Source organism: Phreatobacter aquaticus, from assembly GCF_005160265.1.
In the GTDB taxonomy this organism is placed as follows: domain Bacteria; phylum Pseudomonadota; class Alphaproteobacteria; order Rhizobiales; family Phreatobacteraceae; genus Phreatobacter; species Phreatobacter aquaticus.
On sequence record NZ_CP039865.1, the window covers coordinates 721,096 to 747,354 of the forward strand.

Here is a 26,259-nt window from a genome sequence, read left to right on the forward strand (position 1 = left end):
AACCTTATCCGTCGCCAACACCACCCATGGTCACTTCGCAGCACATCGCTGCGGGGCTTGAACCGGGGAGGCGACCATGTTTGCGATCATCGACATTCGAAAGTCGGCTCTCACCTTGCTTGGCGCCGCAGCTTTGTCCCTTGCCGGCATGGTCGCCTCCTCGGTTCACGCCTCGCCGCTGGCTGCCGGAATGCGCACCGCAGCTGAGACGAGCCTCGATCTGTCCGGCTATGGCGCGGCGCAGGATGGCCAGAACCACCACCGCCTGACCCGCCCCGCCAATCGCTTCCAGGGCTTTGTCGGTTCGGCCGATCAGCGCCCGGCGATCGTCCAGGGCCGCTAAGATCCAAGCCCTCAACGCAAAAGGCCGGGCATGAGCCCGGCCTTGCGTGTTCCATCCGAAACCAGGCTCAGAGGCCGAGCTTCTTCTTCCGCTGGCCGAGCGTGCGCAGGCGCAGCGCATTCAGCTTGATGAAGCCCGCGGCATCGCGGTGGTCGTAGGCAACCGCGCCTTCCTCGAAGGTCACCAGGTCCTGATCGTAGAGCGAATAGACGCTCTCGCGGCCAATGGTGATGACATTGCCCTTGTAGAGCTTCAGCCGCACCGTGCCGGTGACGAATTCCTGGCTCTTGTCGATCAGCGCCTGCAGCATCTCGCGCTCGGGCGAGAACCAGAAGCCATTGTAGATCAGCTCGGCATATTTCGGCATGATCTCGTCCTTGAGATGCGCCGCGCCGCGGTCGAGCGTGATGCTCTCGATGGCACGATGCGCCATGGCGAGGATCGTGCCGCCCGGCGTCTCGTACATGCCGCGCGACTTCATGCCGACGAAGCGGTTCTCGACGAGGTCGAGGCGGCCGATGCCGTTGATCTTGCCAAGCTCGTTGAGCTTGGTGAGGAGCGTCGCCGGCGACATGGCCTGGCCGTTGATGCCGACGGGATCGCCTTCCTTGAAGTCGATCGTGATGACCGTCGCCTTGTCCGGCGCGCTCTCCGGGCCATCAGTGCGCGAATAGACGTAATCCGGCACTTCCTGCGCCGGATCCTCCAGCACCTTGCCCTCGGACGAGGCGTGCAGGAGGTTGGCGTCGACCGAGAACGGCGCTTCACCGCGCTTGTCCTTGGCGATCGGGATCTGGTGCTGCTCGGCAAACGCGATCAGCTGCTCGCGCGAACGCAGGTCCCACTCGCGCCAGGGCGCGATGATCGTGATGTCGGGCTTCAGCGCGTAGTAGGACAGCTCGAAGCGAACCTGGTCATTGCCCTTGCCGGTGGCGCCATGGGAGACGGCATCGGCGCCGACCTGCTCGGCGATCTCGATCTGGCGCTTGGCGATCAGGGGACGGGCAATCGAGGTGCCCAGCAGATAGAGGCCCTCATACATCGCATTGGCGCGGAACATCGGGAAGACGTAGTCCTTCACGAAGGTCTCGCGCAGGTCGTCCATGAAGATGTTCTCGGGCTTGATGCCGAGCAGCAGCGCCTTGTCGCGCGCCGGTCCCAGCTCCTCGCCCTGGCCGAGATCGGCCGTGAAGGTCACGACCTCGCAGCCATAGGTGGTCTGCAGCCACTTCAGGATGATCGAGGTGTCGAGGCCGCCCGAATAGGCGAGGACGACCTTCTTGACGGCTTTCTGCGGGGCCATGGCTTGATATCCAGCACGAAGAACGAATGAGGAAGCGACGACTTACGGGAGAGCGCGAAACCGCGCAAGCGTTCAGGCCTTGCGGCGGATCAAGCCGGTCAGCCGGGAGCCCAGTGCCGCGAGCCCGGCGGCGGCCCGCTGCTCGTCCGGATGACCGGGCCGGCGATAGATCCGGTAGTGCACCAGCGCGATCAGGAGCAGCGTCACGAGAGCGCCGAGCATGACGTCTGAGAGGAAATGGCCGCCGAAGGCGATGCGCAGCGCGCTGACCGCCGCGGTATAGGCGCCAGCCGCCAGCAGCGCCGGAATCCGCCAGGGTGGCGGTGCCAGCAGCGCAGGCGCCGCGAGCCACGCTGCGCCAGACGCCTCGCCCGACACGAAGGAGCAGTTCGTCGTGCACTGGCCGCCGACGCCGAATTGCCACCAGGGCGTGAAGGTCCAGGCGCCGCCGAATTCGGTCACCTGAACCGGCCGCGCGCGCTCCCAATGTTCCTTGAATCCGCCATTGACCACCAGAAGCGGCGCCACGATTACGGTGGCGAGCAGGAACATGGCCGCGCGTGCCCGCATGAACTGGCGGGTCGCCGGCCAGAACATGTGCTGGATCAACGAGACCAGCGCCGCGATGCCCAGAATGGCTGTCGGCCACATGCTGAGCTTGCGCACCACCTGCGCCCATCCCTGCCGCGATAGGGCAAAGCCCGCTTCGGGCGTCCAGAACAGCCGCGACACCGCGAGATCGAGGCTCGGGTACACCGCCAGGACAAGGGCGATCAGCGCGGTTGCGGCGGTCAGCCACAGGAGCAGTCGACGGGCCAAACCGGGATCCCTGGTTAAGTTGGTCTGCGGCTTTCTACAGGAGCCGCCGCAAGGCCGGAAGACCGGCACATCGCCGCGTCAGATGGCATCCTCGCCGCCTTCGGGGGCTTCGTGGCGCATGATCAGCGGCATCTGGGCCAGGGCGAAGATCATGGTGAGCGGCATGATGCCCCAGACCTTGAAGGCGACCCAGAAATCGGTCGTCTGGGTACGCCAGACCACCTCATTCAAGCCCGCCAGCAGGAAGAAGAAGAAGGCCCAGCGCCAGGTGAGCTGGCGCCAGCCCTCATCGGTGATGGAGAAGACGGAATCGAGCACCACCTTCAACAGGTTGCGCCCCGTCGCCGCGGCCCAGATCAGGATCGTGCCGAACAGCGAATTGACGATGGTTGGCTTGAGCTTGATGAACAATTCGTCGTGCAGGATCAGCGTCAGCCCGCCGAAGACCAGGACCACGACCGCCGAGACCAGCGGCATGATCGGCAGCTTGCCGACCAGCGAATAGGTCACGCCGAGTGACACCAACACGGCCACCATGAACACGCCGGTCGCCACAAAGAGCCGCGAACTGCTGGCGAGATCGAACAGCCGCTCGCCATAGGCATTGGTCAGGAAGAACAGGACCAGCGGCCCCATCTCGAGGGCAAGCTTCAGGAGCGGCGGCAGGCTGTGCTTTTCGGTATGTGTCATCAGCCTTGAAGCCATGGACAAATCGGTCTGGCAGTTTAGCGTGCGCGCGTCATCAAGACCACCTCCCTCACGCCATCCGTTCCGGAGCGCCCCTTGTCTTTCGTGTTCGACCCCGTTGCCCGCCCTGCCCTTCCCGTTGTCGGTTCCGACAAGCTGTTTCCGGTTCGCCGCGTCTATTGCGTCGGCCGCAACTACGCGGCCCATGCCCGCGAGATGGGTCACGATCCGAACCGCGAGCCGCCCTTCTTCTTCCAGAAGCCGGCTGACGCGCTGCAGGTGATCCCGACCGGCCAGACCGTCGATCATCCCTATCCGCCGAAGACCTCGAACTATCATTTCGAGATCGAGATGGTCGTGGCGCTGTCCAAGGGCGGCAAGGACATTCCCGTCGAGAAGGCGCTGGACTGCGTGTTCGGCTACGGCATCGGCCTCGACATGACCCGCCGCGACCTGCAGGACGAGGCCAAGCAGCTGAAGCGCCCGTGGGAGCCCGGCAAGGCTTCCGACCTCTCCGGTCCCTGCAGCCCGATCTATCCGGTGGCCCAGGTCGGTCACCGCGAGAAGGGCGCGATCTCGCTGTCGGTCGACGGCGTGGTCAAGCAGACCTCCGACCTCTCGGCCATGATCTGGTCGGTGGCCGAGCAGATCTCCTACCTCTCGTCCTATTTCGAGGTGTTCCCTGGCGACGTCATCTTCTCCGGCACGCCGGAAGGCGTGGGCGCGGTCGTCCGCGGCCAGACCATGGTCGGCGCGGTCGAGGGTCTTGGCGAGATCAAGCTGAAGGTGGTGTGACCCCGCGCGCGGACATCCGCGCGTCGACGAAATCCAGGAAGGCGGCAAAGTCGCCTTCCTGAAGGCCCCGCGATGGCAGGGTGATCCCCTCGATCTTGCTGAGGAACAGGAAGGCGTGGCTGTCGGTATGGACAGTCGCGGTGACGCTTGCCCAGGGCGCAGCGCCGGTGATCGGTCCGAGAGTCCAGTTCACGCCTGACTGATCGACCTCCACGACCGCCTCGCGGTTGGCGATCGCATAGCGCGAGAACACCCAGCGATAGACGACATGGCGGAAGAACAGGTCGATCGCGAAGATCATGATCGGGATGACCAGCAGCCAGACCAGAACGTCTGCCTCCCGAAGGACCTGAAGATCCATGCCACTGCTCAACCAGAGCGTGGCGAGGAAGACTGCAATCCAGACAGGATAGCGCAGGGGCCGTCCCCAGCCGCGTAACGGCCCGAGGCTCTCCCGCGCGCGGGAGAGCGCAATGTAGTCGGCAAAAGTCATCACGAAGGTGAAGCGGTAGGTCGTCTGGGCCATTGTCCGCTCCGCTGGTGACTGCGGCCCCTCCTCATGGCGAGCCGGTTCGAGGGATCACTTGACCATGGGTCGCGTGCACCCCCTGCCGGGTTCAATGCTGCGCACGAAAAAGGCGGCCTCGAGGGCCGCCTTTTCCAGATCGTCTTCGTCGAGACCCGCTCAGAGCGAGCGCTTGATCTCTTCGACGCGGAAGCACTCGATGACATCGCCTGCGCGCATGTCCTGGTAGCTCTCGAAGGCCATGCCGCATTCCTGGCCGACCTGGACTTCCTTGACCTCGTCCTTGAAGCGCTTGAGCGTCGAGAGCTTGCCCTCGTGCACAACCACGTTGTCGCGGATGAGGCGGACATTGGCACCACGTTCGACGCGGCCCTCGACCACCCGGCAACCGGCGACCTTGCCGACCTTGGTGATGTTGAACACCTCCATGATCTCGGCATTGCCGAGCATGGTTTCGCGCAGTTCCGGCGTGAGCAGTCCGGACATGGCGGCTTTGATGTCGTCCACCAGGTCGTAGATGATCGCGTAGTAGCGGATCTCGATGCCGCCACGGTCGGCGGCCTCGCGCGCTTCCTTGTGCGCACGGGTGTTGAAGCCGATGACGGCCGCACCCGAGGCTTCCGCCAGCGTGATGTCGCTCTCGGTGATGCCGCCGACACCCGACAGGATGACGCGGGCCGAAACCTCGTCATTGCCGACCTTGGCCAGTGCACCGACGATCGCTTCCACCGAACCCTGCACGTCGCCCTTGATGATCAGCGGGAATTCCTTCTTCCCCGCACCAGCCTTGAGCTGGCTCATCATGTCCACCAGCGAACCGCGGCCGGCACCCACGCGGGCTGCCTGCTTCTCGCGCTTCTGATGCTGGCGATAGGCCGTGATCTCACGGGCACGGGCTTCGCTCTCGACCACCGCGACGCGGTCGCCCGCCTCCGGTGTGCCGTTGAAGCCGAGCACCTCGACCGGGGTCGAGGGGCCAGCCTCTGCGAGCTGGTCGCCCTTGTCGGACACCAGCGCGCGGACACGGCCCCATTCGGCGCCGGCCACCACGATGTCGCCGACCTGCAGCGTGCCGCGCTGGATCAGCACGGTTGCCACCGGACCGCGGCCGCGATCGAGCTTGGCCTCGATGACAGTACCCTCGGCCAGACGGTCGGGGTTCGCCTTGAGATCAAGCACTTCGGCCTGCAGCTGGATCAGTTCCAGCAGCTTGTCGAGGTTCTGGCCGGTCTTGGCCGACAGCTCGACCTCGAGCACGTCGCCGCCCAGGGTTTCGACCTGAACTTCGTACTGCAGGAGATCGGTCTTGACCCGCTCGGGGCGGGCGTCGGGCAGGTCGACCTTGTTGATCGCCACGATCAGCGGAACCTTGGCGGCCTTGGCGTGATTGATCGCCTCGATCGTCTGCGGCATGACCGAGTCGTTCGCAGCAACCACCAGCACCACGATATCCGTCACCTTGGCGCCGCGGGCGCGCATGGCAGTGAAGGCGGCGTGGCCCGGCGTATCGATGAAGGTGATCTTGCCGCCGAGCGGTGACACCACCTGATAGGCGCCGATATGCTGGGTGATGCCACCGGCTTCGCCGGAGACAACATTGGTCTTGCGCAGGGCGTCGAGCAGCGAGGTCTTGCCGTGGTCGACGTGGCCCATGATGGTCACGACCGGTGCACGCGATTCCAGGCTCTCGTCGGCGTCGGGCACATCGAACAGGCCCTCTTCCACGTCGGACTCGGCAACACGCTTGACCGTGTGGCCCAGTTCCTCGGCGATCAGCTGGGCGGTGTCGGCATCGATCACGTCGGTGATCTTGTGCATCGCGCCCTGCTTCATCAGCATGCGGATGATGTCGACGCCGCGCTCCGACATGCGGTTGGCGAGATCCGCGATCGTGATCGTCTCGGGGATCGTCACTTCGCGCATGATCTTTTCTTTTTGCTCGGTCACGCGACGACCGGTCATGCGCTGCACGCGGCGGCGGAACGAGGCTTCCGAGCGCATGCGCTCCGAGGCATCTTCCAGTGCGTTGGTCAGCGTCAGGCGCGTACGGCTGGGGGCAGCCGGCGTCTGGGTCGGGCGCGGCGGCGGAACGGCAGCCTTGCCCGGAGCGCCCCGGCGCGGTGCGCCGCGCGGCGCGTCATCGTCATCGCCCGCGGACCGCGGACGGCCGAGCGACGGCGGACCCGAACGCATCGGGCCGGCACCTTCGGGACGGGTCGGAATGGCGCTGGCAGCCGGCGCGCCGGCATTGAACGGGCGCGGCGGACGCGGGCTGTCGAGGCGCGGCGGACGGCCGTCGCGCATCGGCGGACGCTCACCGAAGCCACCTTCACGCGGCGGACGATCACCGAACGGACGGTCACCCGGCGGACGCGGCGGACGATCACCGAACGGGCGGTCGCCCGGCGGACGCGGCGGACGATCGCCAAACGGACGGTCACCCGGCGGACGCGGCGGACGATCGCCGAACGGACGGTCGCCCGGCGGGCGCGGCGGACGGTCGCCATAGGCAGGGCGTTCACCCTGGGGGCGCTCGCCATAGGGGCGGGCCGGCGGGCGGTCGCCATAGGGACGGGCGGGCGGACGGTCACCCTGCGGGCGATCGCCACCGGCGGGCGCCGACGGAGCGCGCGCCTCGACGGGCGCGGCGGCAGCCGGTGCCTCGGCCGGTTCGGCAACGCGCGCCGGACGGCCAATGTCATCCAGGCTCTGCGGACGGCCATCGCCGGAGAAGCGGCGGCGAGCCTCGAACTCGGCGCGGCGGCGCGTCTCGTCCTCGCGCCGATGACGCTCTTCTTCCTCGGCCTTGCGGCGATCCTGCTCGGCGCGCTCGGCCGCACGGCGGGCATCCTCTTCGGCGCGACGGCCGGCCTGGTCGGCGGCCACCTTGCGCTCATCAGCTTCGCGCGAGCGGGCGTCGGCGAGCGCGCGGTCCCGCGCATCGCGCTCCTCGTCGGAGAGCGTCTTGAGGATCAGGCCGGGAGCGGGAGCCTTCGGCGGAGCCGGAGGAGCAACCGGACGCGGAGCCTCTGCCACCGGCGCCGGGGGCGCTGGCGTCGGGGCGACGGGCGCGGCAGCCGGACGCTGCGGCGGCGCGAACGCGCGCGGTTTGGCCGAGACCTTCTCCACCACCACAGTCTTGCTGCGGCCATGGCTGAAGCTCTGGCGAACCATGCTCTGTTCGTGTCCGGCGGGTTTCTTCAGACTGAGCGTTTTGCCGGTCAGGCTGAGGGTCTTGTCGCCGGGGGTCTTCTCATCGGTCATTCGGTTCGGTCCTGCGCCCTACGGCTGGTCCTGAAAAGTCAGTGTTTCGGCTCGTTAACGGAAGCCGGAGATGGTCCGCCGGTCAGGGCACCGGAGCGGAAAACCTCGAGGGCAGCGCAGCGCGCGAGAAAATGAGCGCTCGGCCCGCCGGCGAGCAGCGCTGCATGTACCACATTCATGCGGCCCAATGCCAAATCCAATTGTGAGGAGTCGAACAGCGTTACCCGCGCGACTTGTCCCTCGTCGTCCCCATGGCGGCGGCGGACCGCCTGGGCCTGTTTCTTCACCCCATCCTCACCGGCATCGCTGGCATGGATGAGGCCTGCAATATCCTGGTTGGAGGCCGCGGCCTCTACCTTGGAAAAGCCTGTGATGATGGCGCCCGCCTTGTTGGCAAGCGACAGGGCGGACAGCGCCTGCCCCTCCAGCAAGGCATCCACCCTGTCGGCAATGTCGGCCGGCACGGTGACCTCACTCTTGAAGGCGCGGGCAAAAGCCTTGCGGCGGACCGCCTCGGTCAGCGCGGCCCGGGTGGCGGTCACCCAGGCACCGCGGCCCGGCAGCTTGGCCTTGAGGTCGGCGATGACGACGCCTTCGGGATCGATGACGAAACGGATCAGACCGTCCGGTGAGCCGGCGGTGCGATTGACGATACAGGTCCGCTCAGCCTCGCCACGCCGGACGCGCGGTCCGGCATCGAGGTTGAGATCGGGACCCTCTTCGATCGTCATCATCATCCCTTGGGGTCATCCGAGGCTCACGCCCCGGCCTCCTCGTGAACGGCTTCGGCTTCCGCCTCGGCCGGAGCCTCGATCCAGCCGGCCTTGACGCGGGCCGCCATGATCATGGCTTCGGCCTCTTCCTTCGACAGGTCGAACCCGTCGAGATAGCCGGCATGCTTGGTGGTCTGGCCTTCCTTGCGCTCCGACCAGCCGACGAGGTCGTCTGGCACGCAGCCGGCGAAGTCCTCGAGCGACTTCACGTCGTTCTCGCCGAGCTTGACCATCATGGCGGTGGTGATGCCCTCGACCTCGCGGAGGTCGTCGGCGACACCGAGCGCCTTGCGCTTCTCGTCGTGCTCGGCCTCGATCCGGCCGAGATAATCCAGCGCGCGGCGCTGCAGTTCCTGCGCCGTCTCCTCGTCAAAGCCCTCGATGCCCGCGAGATCGACGAGATCGACATAGGCGACCTCCTCGACGGTGCGGAAGCCTTCCGAGGTGAGCAACTGGCCGACAACCTCGTCAACATCCAGGGCGCCCATGAACAGCTTGGTGCGGGCCTCGAACTCGGCCTGGCGGCGCTCGCTCTCCTCGGCCTCGGTCAGGATGTCGATGTCCCAGCCGGTCAGCTGCGAGGCCAGGCGGACGTTCTGGCCGCGACGGCCGATCGCCAGCGACAGCTGCGCATCGGGAACCACAACCTCGATACGCTCGCGGTCCTCGTCGAGCACCACCTTGGCGACTTCGGCGGGCGCCAGCGCATTCACCACGAAGGTGGCGATGTCACCGTTCCACGGAATGATGTCGACCTTCTCGCCCTGCAGTTCGGCGACGACCGCCTGAACGCGCGAGCCGCGCATGCCGACGCAGGCGCCGACCGGGTCGATGGACGAGTCGCGCGACACGACGGCGATCTTGGCGCGCGAGCCGGGGTCGCGGGCGACCGCCTTGATCTCGACGATGCCGTCGTAGATTTCCGGCACTTCCTGGGCGAACAGCTTCGCCATGAACTGCGGATGGGTGCGCGACAGGAAGATCTGCGGCCCGCGCTGCTCGCGGCGGACGTCGAAGAGATAGGCGCGGACGCGATCGCCGTTGCGGAACAATTCGCGCGGGATCAGCTCGTCGCGGCGGATGATCGCCTCGCCGCGGCCGAGATCGACCACCACGTTGCCGTATTCCACGCGCTTGACCAGACCCGAGACGATCTCGCCGACACGATCCTTGTATTCGTCGAACTGGCGGTCGCGCTCGGCCTCGCGGACCTTCTGCACGATGACCTGCTTGGCCGACTGTGCGGCGATGCGGCCGAAATCGAAGGGCGGCAGTGTCTCGGCGATCCAGTCACCCGGCTGCGCCGCCGGGTTCTTGCGGCGGGCCTCGTCGGTCGCGATCTGGGTCGCGAGATTGTCGATCGCATCCACCACCTGCAGCAGGCGGGACAGGCGGATCTCGCCGGACTTCGGATTGATCTCGGCGCGGACCTCGGTCTCCTGGCCATAGCGCGAGCGCGCGGCCTTCTGGATCGCGTCCTCCATCGCCTCAAGCACGATCTGCCGGTCGATCTGTTTCTCGCGTGCGACCGCGTCAGCGATCTGCAGCAATTCGAGGCGGTTGGCTGAAACGGCCATGGCTCGGTTTCCCCCTTCAGCGGGTCGGTTTTGGTTTGGCAAATCGGCCCGGCCCCTTGGGCTTCGGACCACGCGGCCCGTCGCTGTGCGGAACGGGCTTCGATTGGGGTGACTTCTTCGGCGCCTGCGCGGCCTTGACCGGCCGTGGCGTCGCGGGCCGCACGACGATCATGTCGGGGCTCTCGTCATTCTCGTTGTCGGCATCCGGCGGCAGGAAGTCGTCGTCCTCGTCGTCGAGGTCGTCGGCATCCTCGTCGTCGTCTTCCATCGAGCGTCCCGCCTGCTTGGCACGCCGCAGCGCCTCGCGGATCAGCTCGTCCGTGAGAACCAGGCGTGCCTCGCCGATTTCCTCGATCGGCAACAGCGCATCGACCTCCTCGCCCGGATTGGCGTCGGTCCGCCGGAGCTTCGCCGACGCACCGGATGTGCCGAGCAGGATGCCGCGATAGCGCTTGCGACCTGCCTGGGCGACGGCCATCTCGACGCGCATCTCGTGGCCCGACCAGCGATCGAAATCGCCGACGCGCACCAGCGGGCGATCGATGCCCGGCGATGACATTTCCAGGCTGTAGGCTTCGGTGATCGGATCCTCGACGTCCAGCACCGGTGACAGGGCGCGGCTCGCGGCCTCGCAATCCTCGATGGTGAAGGTGCCGTCCGGCCGCTCGGCCATGATCTGCAAGGTGACGCCGCTGTTGCCGCCGCCAGAGACGCGGACACGCACCAGCCGGAAGCCCATGCCCTCGAGCACAGGTTCGACAATGGCGGCCACGCGGGCTGCCATTCCGGTTTCAACGATCAGGCGCGGATCTTCCGCCGACAAGCGCTTCTCCACTCGGGTGCTTCAGGGCCCTTCCGAAACGAAAAGAGCGGGCCCCGGACGGAACCCACTCTCACGATCGGATCGATGAGGGCGATAGGCGCTTCACATACGCCCAACCCGGCGGTTTCGCAAGGCCCTGACTGCGCAGCGCCCGGCTATCGGCCAAGTTTCGCGCCGGCAGGGCCCAAAGGGACCCCGGCCGGCTCGAGATCAGACCTCGTCGTCGGTCTCGATGGCGTCGCCGATCAGGTCGGTGACGTCGTCACCGGCATCGTCCTCGTCTTCCTCGAGGAAGGTGTCGGCATCGTCGGCCGCGTCGTCCTCGACCTCGATGTCGTCATCGACGACAACCACCTTGGCGGCGCCCGTGGCCTCGTCATCGGCCTCTTCAAGGCTGATGAGCTCGGCGTCCGGCACTTCGAGCTCGACTTCCTCGTCGGCGACCACCGGAGCAGCCTTGGCGGCGGCAGCGGCCGAACCACGGCGCACGGGCTCGAAGATGGCGCGGGGCAGCACCTCGCCCGTGTAGGGCGACACGATCGGATCGCGGTTGAGATCGTAGAACTTCTTGCCCGTCGTCGGGTCGATGCGCTTCACGCCAAGTTCGGGTCTCGCCACGGCGGACTCCTTGTTAGATACGGAACATCTCTTGAAGGGGCGTCAGTTGGCCTTGCGAACTCCTATTGTCAAGAGGCTTCAGGCGCGGGATAGAGCGCATCCTTGATTTCTCATGACCGGATCGATGCCGTGAGCGCCAGCGAAACCCCGCAGCCGATGACCTCCCGCCGCTCCGGCGCGCTTGCCGGTACGCTCACTGTGCCGGGCGACAAGTCGATCTCGCACCGCGCGCTGATGTTCGGCCTGATGACCGTCGGCGAGACGAAGATCACCGGTCTGCTCGAGGGCGAGGACGTGCTCAACACGGCCAAGGTCTGCCGCCAACTCGGCGCCAAGGTCGAACGCACCGGCCCCGGCGCCTGGACCGTTCACGGCGTCGGCGTCGGCGGCCTGCACCAGCCGGCAGAACCACTCGATTTCGGCAACTCCGGCACCGGCGCGCGGCTGATGATGGGCGTCGTCGGCGCCAATCCGATCCGTGCGACCTTCGATGGCGATGCCTCGCTGCGCAAGCGGCCGATGCGCCGCGCGCTCGATCCGCTGGAGCTATTCGGCCTGACCGTCGTCGCCCAGGCAGAAGGCGGCCGCCTGCCGATTACCATCGAGGGGCCCAAGAACGCCATTCCCGTGACCTATGCGTCGCCGGTTGCCTCGGCGCAGGTGAAGTCGGCGGTGCTGCTCGCCGGCCTCAATGCGCCGGGTGTCACCACCGTGATCGAGAAGGAAGCGACCCGCGACCATACAGAGCGGATGCTGATCCATTTCGGCGCCGACGTGACCGTGACCCCGGAGGGCGAGCACGGCCGCCGCATCGCGCTGGTCGGCCAGCCGGAGCTGAAGCCCGCCCCGGTCGTCGTGCCCGCGGACCCGTCCTCGGCTGCCTTCCCGCTGGTCGCCGCCGCGATCGTGCCGGGCTCCGATGTCACCATCACCGGCGTGATGATGAACCCGCTGCGCACCGGCCTGCTCACCACGCTGATCGAGATGGGCGCCGATATCCAGACGCTGAACGCGCGCGTCGAATCCGGCGAGGATGTCGCCGATCTGCGTGTGCGCGGCTCGAAGCTCCACGGGGTCGATGTTCCGGCCCATCGCGCGCCCTCGATGATCGACGAATATCCGGTGCTCGCGGTGGCGGCCGCCTTCGCCATTGGCACCACCCGCATGCGCGGCCTGCACGAATTGCGCGTCAAGGAATCCGACCGCCTGGCAGCCGTTGCCGCCGGCCTCGCCGTGACCGGCGTCGATCACGTGATCGAAGGCGATGATCTCATCGTGCGCGGCACCGGCCGCGCCCCCGGTGGCGGCCCGGTCGAGACCCATATGGACCACCGCATCGCCATGAGCTTCCTGGTCATGGGGCTCGCCGCCGACAATCCGGTGACGGTCGACGACACCACGTTCATCGCCACCAGCTTCCCGGATTTCATCCCGCTGATGCGCCGCCTCGGGGGCGAGCTCTCGTGATCATCGCGATCGACGGACCGGCCGCCTCCGGCAAGGGCACCCTCGCCCGCAGGCTCGCCGCGCATTATCGCCTGCCGCATCTCGATACCGGCCTGCTCTATCGCGGCGTCGGCCGCATCATGCTCGACCGCGGCTTCCCGCTCGACAATGTCGAGATCGCCCAGGCGATTGCCGAGAACCTCGACCTCGCCGACCTCGATGCCGAGAAGCTGCGCACCCGAGACACCGGCGAAGCCGCTTCCGTCGTCGCAGCCCACGGCCCGGTGCGCCAGGCCTTGCTGGCGCTGCAGCGGACCTTCGCGAGCCAGACCGGCGGCGCCGTGCTCGATGGCCGCGACATCGCAACCGTCATCGCGCCCGATGCCGAGGCCAAGCTCTTCATCACGGCAAGCCCCGAGGAGCGCGCGCGCCGCCGTTTCCGTGAACTCGTCGGACGCGGTGAGCTTGCCGACACCGCCGACAGCTACCAGGCGGTGCTCGCCGACATCGCCAAGCGCGACGCCCGCGATTCCGGCAGGGCCGACGCACCGCTCATCGTCGCCCCCGGGGCCGTCGTGATCGACACGACCGACCTTGCCATCGAGCCAGCCTTCGCGGCGGCTCTGGCAGCCGTCGAGGCCGCGCTGCGATGACGCCGTTCGGCGCCCGGGTCCGCTCGCTCCGCGAGGCCAAGGGCACCACCCTGACCGCCATGGCGGAAGCAATCGGCGTCTCGGCCGCCTATCTCTCGGCGCTCGAGCACGGCAAGCGCGGCCGTCCCAGCTGGTATCTGGTCCAGCGGATCATCGCCTATTTCGGCATCATCTGGGACGAGGCGGAGGAGCTGGCTAAGCTCGCCGAGATCTCGCACCCGCGCATCGTCATTGATACGTCGGGCCTGTCGCCGCAGGCGACCGAACTTGCCAACCTGCTGGCGCGCCGCATCGGCCTGCTGGCCGATGAGGAGATCGCCGACCTGCTCTTCGTGCTGAAGTCGAAGCTACCGGGGCGCTAGCGAGCGTTCATCATCTTGACGAGGGCGCCGATCAGCGCGAACAGCGCAAGCGCCAGCAGGCCATACTGCATCACCTTGAGCGCCGTGCTGGGAGCCTCGGTCGCACCAAAGATCTGGTAGAGGAGCAGCGCCGAGGTCGCCCCGCTCATCAGGGCAAGCCGGATCCATTTTCCGCGGCCTTCGTCCATCGTGCAGCCTCCGTCAGGTGTCCTGCGCAATCCGCGTGGCCGGGCTCGGAGCCAGCGAAGGCCGGAAGATCTCGACCGCGCGCTCGCGCCTGACCGCCGCCGGCTTGTAGACCTGCTTGGTGGCTTCCACGAGATGGACGCCGGCAAAGGGCAGCGACAGCGCCGAGCCCACCCGCTCCCAGGCGGCGGCCGAACGCAGCACCACCGATTCCCGGATAGGCGGCACCCACAGCGCCTGGCTCCAGGCGACGGGTGTGAACGAGGATTGCCGCATCAGTTCGGTCAGCTGCCGCGACGAATAGGGCCGCCCCTGGCCGAACGGCGTCGTGTCGCGCTGCGCCCACAGGCCGCGGCGGTTCGGCACGACGGCCAGCACGCGCCCGCCGGCTGCCAGCACCCGCCAGACCTCGCCGAGCAGCGAACCGACATCATCCGACATCTCCAGCGCATGGACGATCAGCATGCGGTCGACTGCCGCGTCGGGCAGCGGCAGCATGTCGTCCTCCACCAGCGCCGAGCGGCCCGGCCTTGCCGTCGGCCAATGGATGACGCCCTGGCGGGCCGGCATGAAGGCGAGCGACCGGTCGGCATCCTCGCGAAACAGGCCGAGATAGGGCGTGCAATAGCCAAGCCCCACCACGGTCATGCCGCGCGCGCCCGCCCAGTGGGCGCGGATCGCACGGTTGACCATGCGCCGTGCCACCATGCCGAGCGAGGACGTATAGAAGGCGCGCAGATCGACGACGTCGGACATGGGCCGGCAGGTTCACTTTCAGGTCAGAGATCTGCAGAATGGATTGGCGGAGCACGGTGAGCAATGAGATAAGCGCGCCAGTTCATTGCCGGGAGACCCTGATGGCCGCCGAGATCGCTCTCTTCACCTGCCTGTCCGACAATTTTGGCCTGCTGATCCACGATCCCGCGACGGGAGCGACCGCCGCCGTCGACGTGCCCGAGGCCGAGCCGGTCCTGGCCGCCGCCAAGGCGAAGGGCTGGACCATCAGCCACATCCTGGTGACCCACCATCACCCGGACCACGTGCAGGGCATTGCCGCGGTGAAGGCCACCACCGGCGCCCATGTCATCGCGAATGCCGCCGACAAGCATCGCATCCCCGAGGTCGACGAGTGGGTGAGCCCCGGGGGCACCGCCAGCTTCGGCAGCCTCACCGCCGATGTCATCGACACGCCCGGCCATACCGTCGGCCACATCGTCTATCACTTCGCCGCCGAGAAGCTGCTCGCCTCCGGCGACACGCTGTTCTCCATGGGCTGCGGGCGTCTCTTCGAGGGCACGCCGGCCCAGATGTGGGGCGCGCTGCAGGTGCTGCGCAAACTGCCGGCAGACACCAAGGTCTATTGCGGCCACGAATACACTCTGTCGAATGCCCGGTTCGCACTGACCGTCGATCCCGCCAATGCGGCCCTCAAGGTGCGCGCCGCCGAGGTCGAGACCCTGCGCGAGAAGGGGCTGTCGACGCTGCCGACCACGATCGGTCAGGAACTCGCGACCAACCCGTTCCTGCGCGCCGACGATCCGGCCATCGCCGCCCATCTCGGCCTGGCCGGCTCGGATTCGGTCGCCGTCTTCACCGAACTGCGCGAACGCAAGAACCGCAGCTGACGGGAAGTCAGCCGGGTCAGATCAGCCGCTGAACTAGAAATCGACGGCGATGCCGCCGATTTCCCAATCGTCGTAGCGCACCGGATCGGCGCCGCCACGGCCATTGAGCTCGGCATCCTTGGCCAGCTCGGCCGCCTTGGCATCCAGCGCCGCGCGCCGCTCGGCGGCCTCTGCCAGCGCGCGCTGGGCAGCAGCCGAAAGCTCCCGCTTCGGCGCTTCAACGGCTGCAGTCGGCTTGTCGATGGCCACGGCGGTTGTGAAAGAGGGCTGGTCGCTCATGCTCGTCTCAAACTCCCACACCCGCCTGTTGTCAACAGGAGGCCTTCGTTTGTCCTACGGCCGGCGCGCAAAGCTGGATCGCCGGATTGACCCCGGACCTTCCGTGGCTATAGTCCGCCGCGCGTTGCCCCTATGGCGGAATTGGTAGACGCGCTCGACTCAAAATCGAGTTCCGCAAGGAGTGCTGGTTCGATCCCGGCTAGGGGCACGTCTTCGTTTTTGCAGCTCCGGACCTTCGGCGGGGTCGCAGGCCCCGACCACCCCGGCCAAGGACGGCTTTGGGGGTGATCTGTCTCCCCACCCCCATAGGCCGAGCCGGATGGACCAGGCTTAAGCGGCCATGCCGACCGACCGCATCGTCGGAATACGGCCCAGCCTCTGCATGAACTGCAGACCCGCGCCCTCCGCATCGACGCGGACGACCTCGGCCGACACGTCGCGACCATCCAGTAGGACGCTGACCTTGTGTCCCATCGCGAGGTCTGCCGCCGGTTCCACACGACAGCCGATGAGGCTGATGTCGGCGAGACGAACGTCGCGAGAGCTATTGCCGGACGTCAACGGCACAACGACATCGGCGGGCCGGCGGATCGCCTTTCGCCGCTCGTTCACGTCGGCTTCCACGCCCTTCAGGAAGGTCTCGACAGCCTGGGCAAGTCGCGACTGCGCTTCGCCAAGCAGCCGCGCGCCATCGGACACCAGGGCTGCCTCACGCCCCGTCTCGCCTGCGGCGGCGGTCACGGCCCGGACATTGTCCGACACGACCATGCTGCCATCCGCCGCGATCGCCACATTGGCAGCGATGTCGCGGGTCGCGGCCTCCTGCTCCTCCACGGCCGATGCAATCGACGAGGTGAACATGTTGATCTCGCCGATCCGGCCAATGATGCCGCGGATCGAGGAGACGGCGCTTTGCGTCGACGACTGGATGCCGGCGACCTGGGTCGCGATCTCTTCTGTTGCCCGCGCCGTCTGTGTCGCGAGGGCCTTGACCTCGGATGCGACAACGGCAAAGCCCTTGCCGGCCTCGCCGGCGCGCGCGGCCTCGATCGTGGCGTTGAGGGCGAGCAGGTTGGTCTGCTCGGCAATGTTGCGGATCAGGCCGATGATGGCTCCGATCCTTTCGGCCAGCGCCACGAGGCCTGACACTTCCTGGTCTGTCTGCTGGCCCTGCACGGTGGTCTCGCCGACCACGACGCTGGCGCGCTGCGCCTGCTGGGCGATCTCCCGCACGCAGGAGCCGAGCTCCTCGGTCGCGGCAGCGACGGCCTGGGCACTCGCGGCCGCATTGTCGGCCGCCCTTGCGGCGGACCCTGCCTCGCTGGTGGTTGTGGTGGCAGCCCCCAGAAGGGTATCGGCCGACCGGCCCATCGAGCCGATCTGGGAGGTCAGTTCGGTCATGACGACCGTGACGACCGATTGGAAATCGACGATCAGCTTCTCGACATGCCGTTGGCGTGCCACCTCGGTGGACTGCGCCTGCAGGGCCTCACCCTCGAGCTTCTGCCGCTCCACCGCATTGTCGCGGAACACGGCAACCGCCCTGTTCATGGCGCCGATTTCGTCGCCGCGAGCGACATCGGCAAGCGCAATATCGTTGTCGCCATCGGCCAGCGAGCGCATCTCGCCGACGAGGGACACGATGGGCCGGGTCAGGCTTCGCGCAACCACATAGCCAAGCAAGCCGATGACGGCCAGAATGAGCAGCGACGCAAGCGCCACATTGTTGCGCAGCGCGACGACCGGAGCCATGTCCTCGGCCTCGCCGCGGGTGGCGACGACTGCCCAGGTGAGATCGCCGAAGCGGAAAGGCACAGCCGTTGCCAGCGCGGACTCGCCCCGATAGCTCATGGCCGACTGGCCATTGCGCCCCTGGATCGCCTGCGTCACGGCCTCCGACTCGATGCGCGTCTTCAGGATCGTGCTGTCACCGGTCGCCGAGAAGCGGGAATTCGACCGCATCAGCCCATCGGAACCGACGATGAAGGCATCGCCCGTCTGTCCGAGACCATGCGTGGCGTTCATGACCGCATTGATGCGGTCAACCGGCATCTGGAAGGCAAAGACCCCCATCGGCTTGCCGTCAGGGCCCATGATCGGCGTCGCGATGAAGCTCGCCGGAACGTTTTCGGATGGGGCATAGGGCCGGAAGTCCGAGACATGAACCGAGCCGGCGGTGCCGCTCGCCATGGCCGCGCGATAGACCGCGCCGAGATCGGTGTCCTTCCACTGGCCGGTGAGCACATTGGTGCCGAAATCCAGCTCCTTGAACACCGTGTAGATCACGTTGCCCTCGCGGTCGAAAACGAAGACGTCGTAATAGCCGCGCTCGCGCTGGAGACGATGAAACCAGGGATGCAGCCGGGCATGCTCGCGCGAGAAGCGCGAACCGTCGCCGGCATCGTCGAGCTCGTCCTTCTTCCCGTTGGGGTTAGGATTGGCCTCGATGTAGAGTTGCTGCAGACGCGGACCAGAATTGGCACCCATCTCGCGCCAGGCCGCCGAGAAGCTGGCCAGCGCATCCGCTGCGATCGCACTGCCCCCGATCAGCGACGTGTCTTCCTTGATCGCGTTGAAATAGCTTTCCAGTGCCTTCTGCCGGTCGGTCGCAACCGACGACAGCGCAACCGTCAGCATGTTCACCGTATTGGACCGTGCCGTGACGAAGGCTGAAACCCCCAGGATGATGGCTGTCAGCGCAGCGCACACCACGACCAGCGCGGGAATCTTGATCGACATGCGAATGTCTGCGACGCGCATGGGCCTGTCTTTCTGCAACCGGGGACACTTCATAACGTAACGCCAATTCGTCTACGTTGAATGAATGCCAGGCGTGGCGCTGCGCGGACACGCTCATCGTCCGGCCAGCGCCCGCCAACAGATGTGCAGCAGATAACCTTTTCCAAACAACACTTTGATCCAGCGTGACGCCGGGGGCTGCTGGCTGCGGTGCCTGCTCGTTGATCAACACGCGGCGAGATTTGCCGGCGAACAAGACCTGCGGCGCACAACCCTGCTGCGGTTGAGGCAGGCCGCAAGGCTGGAACAGGTGGCGGGAACAAGTGCCACGCTCCCGCGTTGTTGGGCCACCTGACCGGAGACAAGCATGACCCTCTCGCGCCCTATGCTTCTTGCCATCATCGCAATCCTTGGCGTGGTGGCTGTTGGCGCCGTCGCCGCTTACATGCAGGAGCGCAATCGCAGCCCAGGCGTTGAAATCCGCATGGACGAGCGCGGGCTGCGCATCGAGAACCGCTGAGATCGGGTTCAGGCGCGGCGCGACCTCTGCCGCAGCCGCAAGGGCCTGAGCACATTGACCTCGATCACGGCGCCGGTTGTCGCCGTCAGCGCCGCGATGCAGATGGCGATCTTGGACATGTCCTCCATCGCGCCCTCGATCTGGATCGCATGGACGGCTCCCGCGCCAACGACCGCGACCGCCAGGACGCTGTGAAGGATGCTCCACAGCTGCTGGTCGAAGTTCAGCGCGCGCCGCGTGGCCGCCAGAACGGCCGTCAGCACGAGGCACCACAGGCTGATCACGCCATAGACCGAGAACGGCGTCGGCGCCGTCAGGAGCAGCGCATCCGTGATGTCATCGGGGCTGTAGGCATAGAGCGCGCCGACATGCAGGGCCACCAGCCCCACGATCGCCATGCCGCCGAGGCGGTGCCACCGCACGCCGTCCCGCGGTGCGAGCAGGGGCGGCGCGGCCGCCTTCAGAAGCGGCTGAACGAACAGAAGGCTCAGCGCAACGACGCCGGCCATGCCGCCGACAAACCACAGGAATTCCCGCCCCCGCTGCAACGGGCTGGCGGCAGCGAAGATCACCGGGACGACCGCTAGAACAAGCACTACGATCCAGGCTGCGATACGCAGGGTTCGCCCTGGTCTGCCGCCCTTCATCCTCAAACGGCGGGGGCAAGCACGAAATCGGCACTCATGGTCTTGTCGTGCCGGCTGCCGAGAACCGGGCGCAGGAACAGCGTGGCAAAGCCTGGATCGTCATAGGCGATGTGAATGTGCGGCTGGCCGAACTGGGGCACGATCGGCGAGATGTCGAGGCTGTAGCGGCCATCCGGACCGGTCATCACGCTGCCCCGATTGCTCGGCACCCGCTCGCCGCCGCGCTCGGTGGCCGCCCAGATCTGGACGCGCAGATTGGGCAGCGGTTGACCGTCGCCGGCCCTGCGCACCACCCCCGACACGGTGAAGCCCGTGCCGAGATTCTGCACGAGCGGTGCATTGGGAAAGTAATTGTTGGCGCCGCCCGGCATGGTCGCCGTCGCTGCCAGCGCTCCGGCGGCCTGCGCAACGCCCGATACCCCGACCCCGGGCATTAAGCCTGCGGCGGCCAGTGCCGCGGAACCACCGAGAAAAACTCTGCGATCGAGAACGATGATCTTGCCGGTCATTGTCTGCTCCTTCGCTAGGACGCCGCTGGCCTTCAACCACCGCGCAAAGCGGCTGATCGCGGCCGGGCGGGCTTGATGACCCTTCAAGGCTAGCGGCTCAGCGCCGCGCAAGTCCACTGGCGGCGGCTGAACCCTGCGCGAGGCGCGATCACCTTCGCGTCATGGCCGGCGGTTGCCGCCCACAGCCGGGCATGATCCAGTCTGCCCATTGGTCAGCCGTGCATGAGGCCCAACCCTGCCAACCATCCGCTTTGTCTGCTGACCTGACCGCTTGTCTTATCTTGTCTTATTGATCAGGCTGATCCACCAGCCGTTGCGAGGTATGCAGTCGATGGATGCCCTGCTGACCGAGGACCAGCGCCGGATTGTGGCGAGCGTCGACCGCTTTGCGGAGCGCCACCTGCCGCCGGACGAGGTGCGGCGGCGCGACCGCGAGCATATCCCGCCCTACGACCTGCTGCCGGCCATGGGTGAAGCCGGCTTCTTCGCGCTTGGCGTGCCGGCCGATATGGGCGGCCTTGGCCTCGACTGGACCCATGTCGCTCTCGTGCAGGACCGGCTCGGCCGCCACGGCTATATGGCCGCCTCCATCTTCAATCGCGTCGTCGGCTTCGGCCTGAGCTCGGTGCTGACCTATGGCTCGCCCGCGCAGAAGGCGGCGTTCCTGCCCGGCCTGATGACCGGCACCTTCTTCATCGCGCTGGCCCTGACCGAGCCCGGCGCCGGCAGCGATGCCGCCGCCATCCGCACCCGTGCACGGCGCACCGCCAACGGCTACGCGATCTCCGGCAACAAGATCTGGATCAGCGATGCGAAGGGCGCGCGCTATCTCCTGACCGCCGCCCGCACCGGCCCCGAGCCGACAGGCGCCAACGGCATAACCCTGTTCCTCGTGCCGAGCGATGCGAAGGGCATTGCGCTCAATCCGCTCGCCAAGATCGGCAACAATTGCATGCCGAGTTTCGATGTTGGGTTCGACGAGGTCGAAGTCGGCGAGGATGCCGTCATCGGCGAGGTCGGCAACGGCTTCCGGCACCTCATGTCGACGCTGCATTTCTCGCGCGCCAGCATGGCGGCCACTGTCACCGGGGCGGCCCAGGCAGCGCTTGGCGGCGTCGTAGCCCACGCCACCACCCGCGAGCAATTCGGTCGCCCCATCGCCTCGTTCCAGGTGATCGCCCACCGGCTCGCCGACCTGCAGATCCGCATCGATCTTTCCCGCCTGATGGTCGGCCATCTTGCAACTCTGATCGCCCGCGGCCTGCCCTGCCGACGCGAATCCGCCCAGGCCAAGATCGTCGCCACCGAGACGCTGCGCGACGTCGCCGATCAGGGCATGCAGATCATGGCGAGCGCCGGCTATTCGGCCGAGAGCGACATCCAGCGCTTCTGGCGCGACTCGCGCCTCTACACATTCGGCGAGGGCGCCAACGAAGTGCTCCGCGATTCCATTGCCCGCGACCTCGGGCTCCATGCGAAGGGAAGACCATGACCGGCGTGAAGGCGATCGACACCGTCGTCAATATCTGGACGCCCGAGGCGCTGGCCGGCCGGCCCGACCGTACGGGCTTCTACACCGAGAAGATGAAGGTCAACGCCAAGACCTTTGCCGGCACAACACACAAGGAAATGCTCGAGCGCATGGACCGCGCCGGCATCGAGAAGAGCTTCCTGATTGCCGCCAAGGTTGGCCAGCTCGGCCATCCCGCCTGCTATCACGTGCCCTACAAACTGGTGGCCGAAGCGGTGCAGGCCCATCCCGACCGCTTCTACGGGCTTGCCGGCCTCGATCCGACGGAGGGCATGCGCGGCGTGCGCGAGCTGGAGCACGCGGTGAAGGAATACGGCTTCATCGGCGCGCATTTCTATCCGCACTGGTTCGAACTCGCGCCCGACCATGCCAAATGGTACCCATTCTACGCCAAATGCGTGGAGCTCGACGTGCCGATCCAGCTCCAGGTCGGCCAGTCCATGGTCTATGACCCGACCTATCCGCGCCGCTCGGTCGGCCGTCCGATCTCCCTCGACGCGGTCGCCTGCGACTTCCCGGAACTGAAGATCGTCGGCATCCATGTCGGCATTCCCTGGACCGACGAGATGATCGCCATGTCATGGAAGCACAAGAATGTCTATATCGGTTCGGACGCGCACAGCCCGAAATACTGGCCGCAATCCTTCGTCCATTTCATCAAGTCGTTCGGCAAGACCAAGGTGATCTTCGGCACGGATTTCCCGGTGCTGGATTTCGAGCGCACCATGGCCGAGATCGACGCGCTCGGCTTTTCCGACGAGGTCCGCGCCCTGTTCCTGCGCGACAATGCCATCAAGCTCTACAAGCTCGACCAGCGATGATGAACCTCGCCGATGCTCTCGACATCCACGCGGTCGCGCGGCCCGACCATCCGGCGATCGTGGAAGACGGCGCGATCATCACCTATGCCGAACTACGCGACCGTGTCAGGCGGCTCGCGTCGCTCATCACCGCCCGGGTGCCGGATGAGACCGCTATCGTCGGCCTCTGCCTGGCGGATACGGCGCGCTATGTGATCGCGCTCTATGCGCTGGCGCGTGCCGGACGCGCCATCCTGCCCATGGACCTCCGCTGGACCGAGACCGAGCGCGCCAATGTCGCGGTCCATTTCGGCGCGACGCTGGTGCTCGGCGAGCCCGGCCAACCGGATGTCGCGGGCGTGCCGACGCTTGTCTGGGACGACCATCTCGACAGCGCAATCGACCGCGCCGACCCCGCCATCGCCTTTCCGAAGGATGGCGAGACGCCCTTCGTCCTGTCGCTCTCGTCGGGCACGACAGGCCGGCCCAAGGGACCGCTGATCGCTCACCGGCACTTCTTTCGCCGGTTCATGACCCACTGGATCAATCTCGGTCTCAATGGCCGGGACCGCTTCGTCATGGCAACGCCGCTCTATTTCGGCGGAGGGCGCACCTTCGCCATGTCGGTGCTGTTCTCCGGCGGCACCGTCATCATGAAGCCGCCGCCCTGCTCGCCGGAAGAGCTGATCCGCACCATCGATACCGAACAGGGCACCAGCCTGTTCCTGGTGCCAACCCAGTTCCGCCGGCTGCTGGAACTCTCCGATGAGGCGCTCGCGCCCCTGAAGCGGCTGAACCTCCTGTTCTCATCAGGAGCCCCCCTCTCGTCCGATGAGCGCCGTGCGATCCGCTCCCGCATGTGCGAGCGCTTCTTCGAATATTACGCCTCGACCGAAGGCGGCGGCATCACCTTGCTGGGCCCGGCTGACATCGACGACCATGGCGAGAGCGTCGGACGGCCGGTCTTCGCGGTGGAGGTCGAGGTTGTCGATGACGAGGATCGCCCGCTATCGGCTGGCACCATCGGCAAACTGCGCTATCGCGGCCCTGGTGTCGCCACCGCCTATTACCGCGATCCCGAGGCCTCGGTCGAAGCCTTCCGGCACGGCTGGTTCTATCCCGGCGACCTCGCCGAGATCGATGCGGCGGGCTTCGTCACGCTTAAGGGCCGCGCCAAGGACATGATCATCCGCGGCGGCATCAACATCTATCCCGCCGATGTCGAGGCCGCGCTGACGGCCCATCCGGCGGTGGCCGAAGCAGCTGTCGTCGGCTGGCCGTCGCAGGAGTTTGGCGAGGAGATCGCCGCCTTTGTCCGGCTCGCGGCACCGGCGGACGAGGCGGCGCTGATCGCGTTTGCGAAGGAGCGGCTGGCCCGCGCCAAATGGCCGAAGGCGGTGTTCGTGGTCGAGGATCTGCCGAAGAACGGTGCCGGCAAGGTTCTGAAGCGGGAGCTGGTGGAGCGGCTGCCGAAGGGGTGAGGCCTGGCTGCGGCGTTTCATTCGGTCAGGCCGCTGACCGACATTCCGCGTGACACCCCAACCCAACCCTCCCCGCAAGCGGGGAGGGGGTTCTAGTGCGCCTTCTCTGAGTGCGCGCAGCGCAGGCCGCTGCAGCTCTTCAATCGGGAAGAACGAACCCTGAAGGTACGAACGAACTCTGAGCTGACACGTCAGAGCCCCCTCACCGCTTGCGGGGAGGGTTGGGGTGGGGCCTCTACAACAGCCCAACCTCACCCGATCGGAAAATCCGCGGTCCCGCCGGCCATCGCCGCCGTCATCGCATCCAGTCCCACCACCCGCCCGAAGCCGAAGGCAATGGCCGAGAGCGATGCCTGGTGGCGCGCCTCGTCGAAATCGGCCACCGCCTCGCGCACCACGAAGGTGCGGATGTCGCGCTGCGCGGCATCGCGCGCCGTCGTCTCCACGCACATCGATGTGGTGACCCCGCCGAGCACCAGGCTGCGGATGCCGTTGGCCGCCAGCAGCATGTCGAGATCGGTGCTGAAGAAGGCGGAATAGCGCGGCTTGTCGATGATCCAGTCGGAGGGATCGACCTCGGCGCCCTCATAGAGCTCGATATCCGGCGTGCCGCGCTTCAGCGCGCCGAGCTCGCCGAGCCGGGGACGTATCTCGGTCACCAGCAATCCGCCATCGGCATAATCGGCGCGCAGCACGTGACGGGTCCAGATGACCTTCATGCCGGCGGCACGCGCCGCGCGGGCTAGCGCCACGCCCCGATCCGCCGCGCGCTTGCTGGCCGACACGTCGCGGCCCTGCCGGGCGACGAAGCCGTCCTCGTCGACAAAGCCGCGCTGCAGGTCGATCAGAACGAGGGCTGCCTCGCGCCGGTCGAAGCGCATCACTTCAACGCCTGCTCGACATATTCATTGGTGTAGAGCCCGTCGGCCTTGCCCGGCGGCGTGAAACCTGCGGCGACCATCAGGTCATAGCCCTTCTGCCAGCGCTCCGGCACGTTGCGCAGCATGTTCTCGCGGCCTGCGGTGAGCCAGTATTTCATCTCGTTCTTCAGGATGAGGGGCGCGACGGCCTTGTTGCGCATCTCGGCGATCTCGAAGCCTTCGAGCCGCTTCATCGTGGTGGTGAGATCGGTGTCGGCCAGCATGTCGTCGAGCGAGCGCTTCACCGCGCGCAGGAACCGCACGACCAGATCGCCATTGGCGCGCAGGCTGTCACGCTTGGCGATGTAGCACTGGGCCGGGATCGGCGCGTACTCGTCGGTGTTCCACGACAGGAAACGCTCATTGGTCGCCCGCAGCGCCACCGGCACGCCGGCACTGACGATATAGGCGTCGATCCGCCCCTGGGCGATCAGCGCCATGCCGGCCGGCGTGTTGGGCGCCTGCACGCGCTGGACCTTGGTCTTGTCGACGCCGGTTGCGACCAGCATGCAGTCGAGCAGGATTTCGGTGGCACCGCCGACCGACAGGATGCCGATCGTCTTGCCTTCCATGTCCTTCGGGTTTCGGATCGGCTTGTCGGCCGAGGAGATCACGTAGAAGGGCGAACCCTGGCTGATCGTGCCGACCGCGATCAGCGCATCGCCGCCGGGGCGCGACGCCGCGCGGATCTGGTCCATGCCGCCGGTGCGCGACAGCAATCCGCCGCCGCCCAGGACCTGCTGCACCGCCATGGCGGAGCCGCGGCCCTGCTCGATGGAAACATCCAGACCCTCGCGCTCGAAATAGCCGCCGCCCTTGGCATGCAGGATGTCGACGAAGGCCAGGATATAAGCGAAGGGCGTGATGAAGGTCAGCGGCTTGGCCGTCTGTGCGCCCGCCGCCCGGATCGTGATGGCGGTGAAGGCGCCAACGCCGAGTGCCAGCGCCGAACGGCGGGACACGGAACCATCTGAGGTCGTCATGGTGCTCTCCGTTATCTTGGGGGTGTCAGCGGTCGGTCGAGATTACGAGG

General features: G+C 66.8%; 27 protein-coding genes and 1 tRNA gene. 11 read left to right on the plus strand and 17 right to left on the minus strand.

Translation table 11 applies throughout. The features are described from left to right. Positions 1-76: 76 nt before the first annotated feature. On the plus strand, positions 77-343 hold the full coding sequence (locus E8L99_RS03275) for a hypothetical protein (RefSeq protein ID WP_137098207.1): 267 nt from the start codon (positions 77-79) through the stop codon (positions 341-343). Between the two features lie 67 nt (positions 344-410). Here E8L99_RS03275 and E8L99_RS03280 read toward each other — a convergent pair whose 3' ends face one another. The 3 genes from E8L99_RS03280 to E8L99_RS03290 all read right to left on the minus strand — a co-directional run bounded on the left by E8L99_RS03280 (position 411) and on the right by E8L99_RS03290 (position 3,155). Next, positions 411-1,646, minus strand: coding sequence for an argininosuccinate synthase (locus tag E8L99_RS03280; protein ID WP_137098208.1), 1,236 nt, complete (start codon positions 1,644-1,646; stop codon positions 411-413). Positions 1,647-1,718: 72 nt separating this feature from the next. After that, positions 1,719-2,465 carry a phosphatase PAP2 family protein gene (locus E8L99_RS03285; protein ID WP_137098209.1) on the minus strand — a complete coding sequence of 249 codons (747 nt, stop codon included), beginning with the start codon at positions 2,463-2,465 and terminating at the stop codon, positions 1,719-1,721. A gap of 78 nt (positions 2,466-2,543) precedes the next feature. Then, positions 2,544-3,155 carry a septation protein A gene (locus E8L99_RS03290; protein WP_137098210.1) on the minus strand — a complete coding sequence of 204 codons (612 nt, stop codon included), beginning with the start codon at positions 3,153-3,155 and terminating at the stop codon, positions 2,544-2,546. A 93-nt stretch (positions 3,156-3,248) separates the two neighbouring features. Between E8L99_RS03290 and E8L99_RS03295 the strand changes: the two genes are divergently transcribed. Next, on the plus strand, positions 3,249-3,947 hold the full coding sequence (locus E8L99_RS03295) for a fumarylacetoacetate hydrolase family protein (protein WP_137098211.1): 699 nt from the start codon (positions 3,249-3,251) through the stop codon (positions 3,945-3,947). Here E8L99_RS03295 and E8L99_RS03300 read toward each other — a convergent pair. From E8L99_RS03300 to E8L99_RS03325, 6 genes are all read right to left on the minus strand, one after another. Then, positions 3,928-4,473, minus strand: a complete 546-nt coding sequence (locus tag E8L99_RS03300) for a YcxB family protein (RefSeq protein WP_137098212.1) — start codon at positions 4,471-4,473, stop codon at positions 3,928-3,930. The two genes, E8L99_RS03295 and E8L99_RS03300, sit on opposite strands and share 20 nt — an antisense overlap. A gap of 159 nt (positions 4,474-4,632) precedes the next feature. Next, a complete protein-coding gene (infB, locus tag E8L99_RS03305; RefSeq protein ID WP_137098213.1) occupies positions 4,633-7,737 on the minus strand; it encodes a translation initiation factor IF-2 in 3,105 nt (1,034 codons plus the stop codon). 38 nt (positions 7,738-7,775) lie between these two features. After that, entirely contained in the window at positions 7,776-8,474 is a 699-nt protein-coding gene (locus E8L99_RS03310; protein ID WP_252511247.1) for an RNA-binding protein, read from the minus strand. 20 nt (positions 8,475-8,494) lie between these two features. Further along, positions 8,495-10,087 (minus strand): transcription termination factor NusA, encoded by a 1,593-nt coding sequence (gene nusA, locus E8L99_RS03315; RefSeq protein ID WP_137098214.1) that lies wholly within the window; start codon positions 10,085-10,087, stop codon positions 8,495-8,497. 16 nt (positions 10,088-10,103) lie between these two features. Continuing rightward, complete coding sequence (gene rimP / locus E8L99_RS03320; protein ID WP_315862566.1) at positions 10,104-10,910, minus strand: ribosome maturation factor RimP; 807 nt, start codon at positions 10,908-10,910, stop codon at positions 10,104-10,106. A 210-nt stretch (positions 10,911-11,120) separates the two neighbouring features. Then, complete coding sequence (locus E8L99_RS03325; RefSeq protein ID WP_137098215.1) at positions 11,121-11,528, minus strand: TIGR02300 family protein; 408 nt, start codon at positions 11,526-11,528, stop codon at positions 11,121-11,123. A gap of 129 nt (positions 11,529-11,657) precedes the next feature. Here E8L99_RS03325 and aroA point away from each other — a divergent pair, with 129 nt between their 5' ends. Genes aroA through E8L99_RS03340 form a run of 3 tightly spaced genes read left to right on the plus strand, consistent with a single transcriptional unit; the run spans position 11,658 to position 13,989 of the window. Beyond that, complete coding sequence (aroA, locus tag E8L99_RS03330) at positions 11,658-12,995, plus strand: 3-phosphoshikimate 1-carboxyvinyltransferase (RefSeq protein WP_210421791.1); 1,338 nt, start codon at positions 11,658-11,660, stop codon at positions 12,993-12,995. Then, positions 12,992-13,627: a (d)CMP kinase gene (gene cmk, locus E8L99_RS03335; protein ID WP_137098216.1), complete on the plus strand. Its 636-nt coding sequence runs from the start codon at positions 12,992-12,994 to the stop codon at positions 13,625-13,627. Before aroA ends, cmk begins: the two co-directional genes overlap by 4 nt. Beyond that, positions 13,624-13,989, plus strand: a complete 366-nt coding sequence (locus E8L99_RS03340; RefSeq protein ID WP_137098217.1) for a helix-turn-helix domain-containing protein — start codon at positions 13,624-13,626, stop codon at positions 13,987-13,989. Before cmk ends, E8L99_RS03340 begins: the two co-directional genes overlap by 4 nt. On the opposite strand, the gene E8L99_RS03345 is transcribed toward E8L99_RS03340, so the two are convergent. Continuing rightward, positions 13,986-14,177, minus strand: a complete 192-nt coding sequence (locus E8L99_RS03345) for a hypothetical protein (RefSeq protein ID WP_137098218.1) — start codon at positions 14,175-14,177, stop codon at positions 13,986-13,988. The genes E8L99_RS03340 and E8L99_RS03345 overlap by 4 nt on opposite strands. 13 nt (positions 14,178-14,190) lie before the next feature. Beyond that, positions 14,191-14,931, minus strand: a complete 741-nt coding sequence (locus E8L99_RS03350) for a class I SAM-dependent methyltransferase (RefSeq protein ID WP_137098219.1) — start codon at positions 14,929-14,931, stop codon at positions 14,191-14,193. 101 nt (positions 14,932-15,032) lie between these two features. Here E8L99_RS03350 and gloB point away from each other — a divergent pair, with 101 nt between their 5' ends. Then, complete coding sequence (gene gloB, locus E8L99_RS03355) at positions 15,033-15,800, plus strand: hydroxyacylglutathione hydrolase (RefSeq protein ID WP_137098220.1); 768 nt, start codon at positions 15,033-15,035, stop codon at positions 15,798-15,800. Positions 15,801-15,833: 33 nt separating this feature from the next. On the opposite strand, the gene E8L99_RS03360 is transcribed toward gloB, so the two are convergent. Then, a complete protein-coding gene (locus tag E8L99_RS03360) occupies positions 15,834-16,079 on the minus strand; it encodes a DUF1674 domain-containing protein (protein ID WP_137098221.1) in 246 nt (81 codons plus the stop codon). Between the two features lie 126 nt (positions 16,080-16,205). Here E8L99_RS03360 and E8L99_RS03365 point away from each other — a divergent pair. Continuing rightward, a tRNA-Leu gene (locus E8L99_RS03365) sits at positions 16,206-16,287 on the plus strand. A gap of 122 nt (positions 16,288-16,409) precedes the next feature. Here the strand turns inward: E8L99_RS03365 and E8L99_RS03370 are convergent. After that, positions 16,410-18,839: a methyl-accepting chemotaxis protein gene (locus tag E8L99_RS03370; protein WP_168201545.1), complete on the minus strand. Its 2,430-nt coding sequence runs from the start codon at positions 18,837-18,839 to the stop codon at positions 16,410-16,412. 346 nt (positions 18,840-19,185) lie between these two features. Between E8L99_RS03370 and E8L99_RS23690 the strand changes: the two genes are divergently transcribed. Then, the gene (locus E8L99_RS23690; RefSeq protein ID WP_168201546.1) at positions 19,186-19,338 is read left to right on the plus strand and encodes a hypothetical protein; all 153 of its coding nucleotides are present in this window, start codon (positions 19,186-19,188) and stop codon (positions 19,336-19,338) included. 8 nt (positions 19,339-19,346) lie between these two features. Here the strand turns inward: E8L99_RS23690 and E8L99_RS03375 are convergent, their stop codons facing one another. Further along, positions 19,347-19,934 (minus strand): ferric reductase-like transmembrane domain-containing protein, encoded by a 588-nt coding sequence (locus tag E8L99_RS03375; RefSeq protein WP_168201547.1) that lies wholly within the window; start codon positions 19,932-19,934, stop codon positions 19,347-19,349. A 53-nt stretch (positions 19,935-19,987) separates the two neighbouring features. Further along, entirely contained in the window at positions 19,988-20,494 is a 507-nt protein-coding gene (locus E8L99_RS03380; protein WP_137098224.1) for a twin-arginine translocation pathway signal, read from the minus strand. Positions 20,495-20,825: 331 nt separating this feature from the next. Here E8L99_RS03380 and E8L99_RS03385 point away from each other — a divergent pair, with 331 nt between their 5' ends. The 3 genes from E8L99_RS03385 to E8L99_RS03395 are packed head-to-tail and all read left to right on the plus strand — an operon-like array spanning position 20,826 to position 24,306. Then, on the plus strand, positions 20,826-21,986 hold the full coding sequence (locus tag E8L99_RS03385; protein ID WP_168201548.1) for an acyl-CoA dehydrogenase family protein: 1,161 nt from the start codon (positions 20,826-20,828) through the stop codon (positions 21,984-21,986). Beyond that, on the plus strand, positions 21,983-22,846 hold the full coding sequence (locus tag E8L99_RS03390; protein WP_137098226.1) for an amidohydrolase family protein: 864 nt from the start codon (positions 21,983-21,985) through the stop codon (positions 22,844-22,846). Before E8L99_RS03385 ends, E8L99_RS03390 begins: the two co-directional genes overlap by 4 nt. After that, positions 22,846-24,306 carry a class I adenylate-forming enzyme family protein gene (locus E8L99_RS03395; RefSeq protein ID WP_168201549.1) on the plus strand — a complete coding sequence of 487 codons (1,461 nt, stop codon included), beginning with the start codon at positions 22,846-22,848 and terminating at the stop codon, positions 24,304-24,306. The genes E8L99_RS03390 and E8L99_RS03395 overlap by 1 nt, the downstream gene beginning before the upstream one ends. 251 nt (positions 24,307-24,557) lie before the next feature. Here E8L99_RS03395 and E8L99_RS03400 read toward each other — a convergent pair whose 3' ends face one another. Both E8L99_RS03400 and E8L99_RS03405 read right to left on the minus strand, forming a co-directional pair. Then, on the minus strand, positions 24,558-25,187 hold the full coding sequence (locus E8L99_RS03400) for a cysteine hydrolase family protein (protein WP_137098228.1): 630 nt from the start codon (positions 25,185-25,187) through the stop codon (positions 24,558-24,560). Next, the gene (locus tag E8L99_RS03405; protein WP_137098229.1) at positions 25,187-26,209 is read right to left on the minus strand and encodes an ABC transporter substrate-binding protein; all 1,023 of its coding nucleotides are present in this window, start codon (positions 26,207-26,209) and stop codon (positions 25,187-25,189) included. Before E8L99_RS03405 ends, E8L99_RS03400 begins: the two co-directional genes overlap by 1 nt. Positions 26,210-26,259 lie beyond the last annotated feature (50 nt).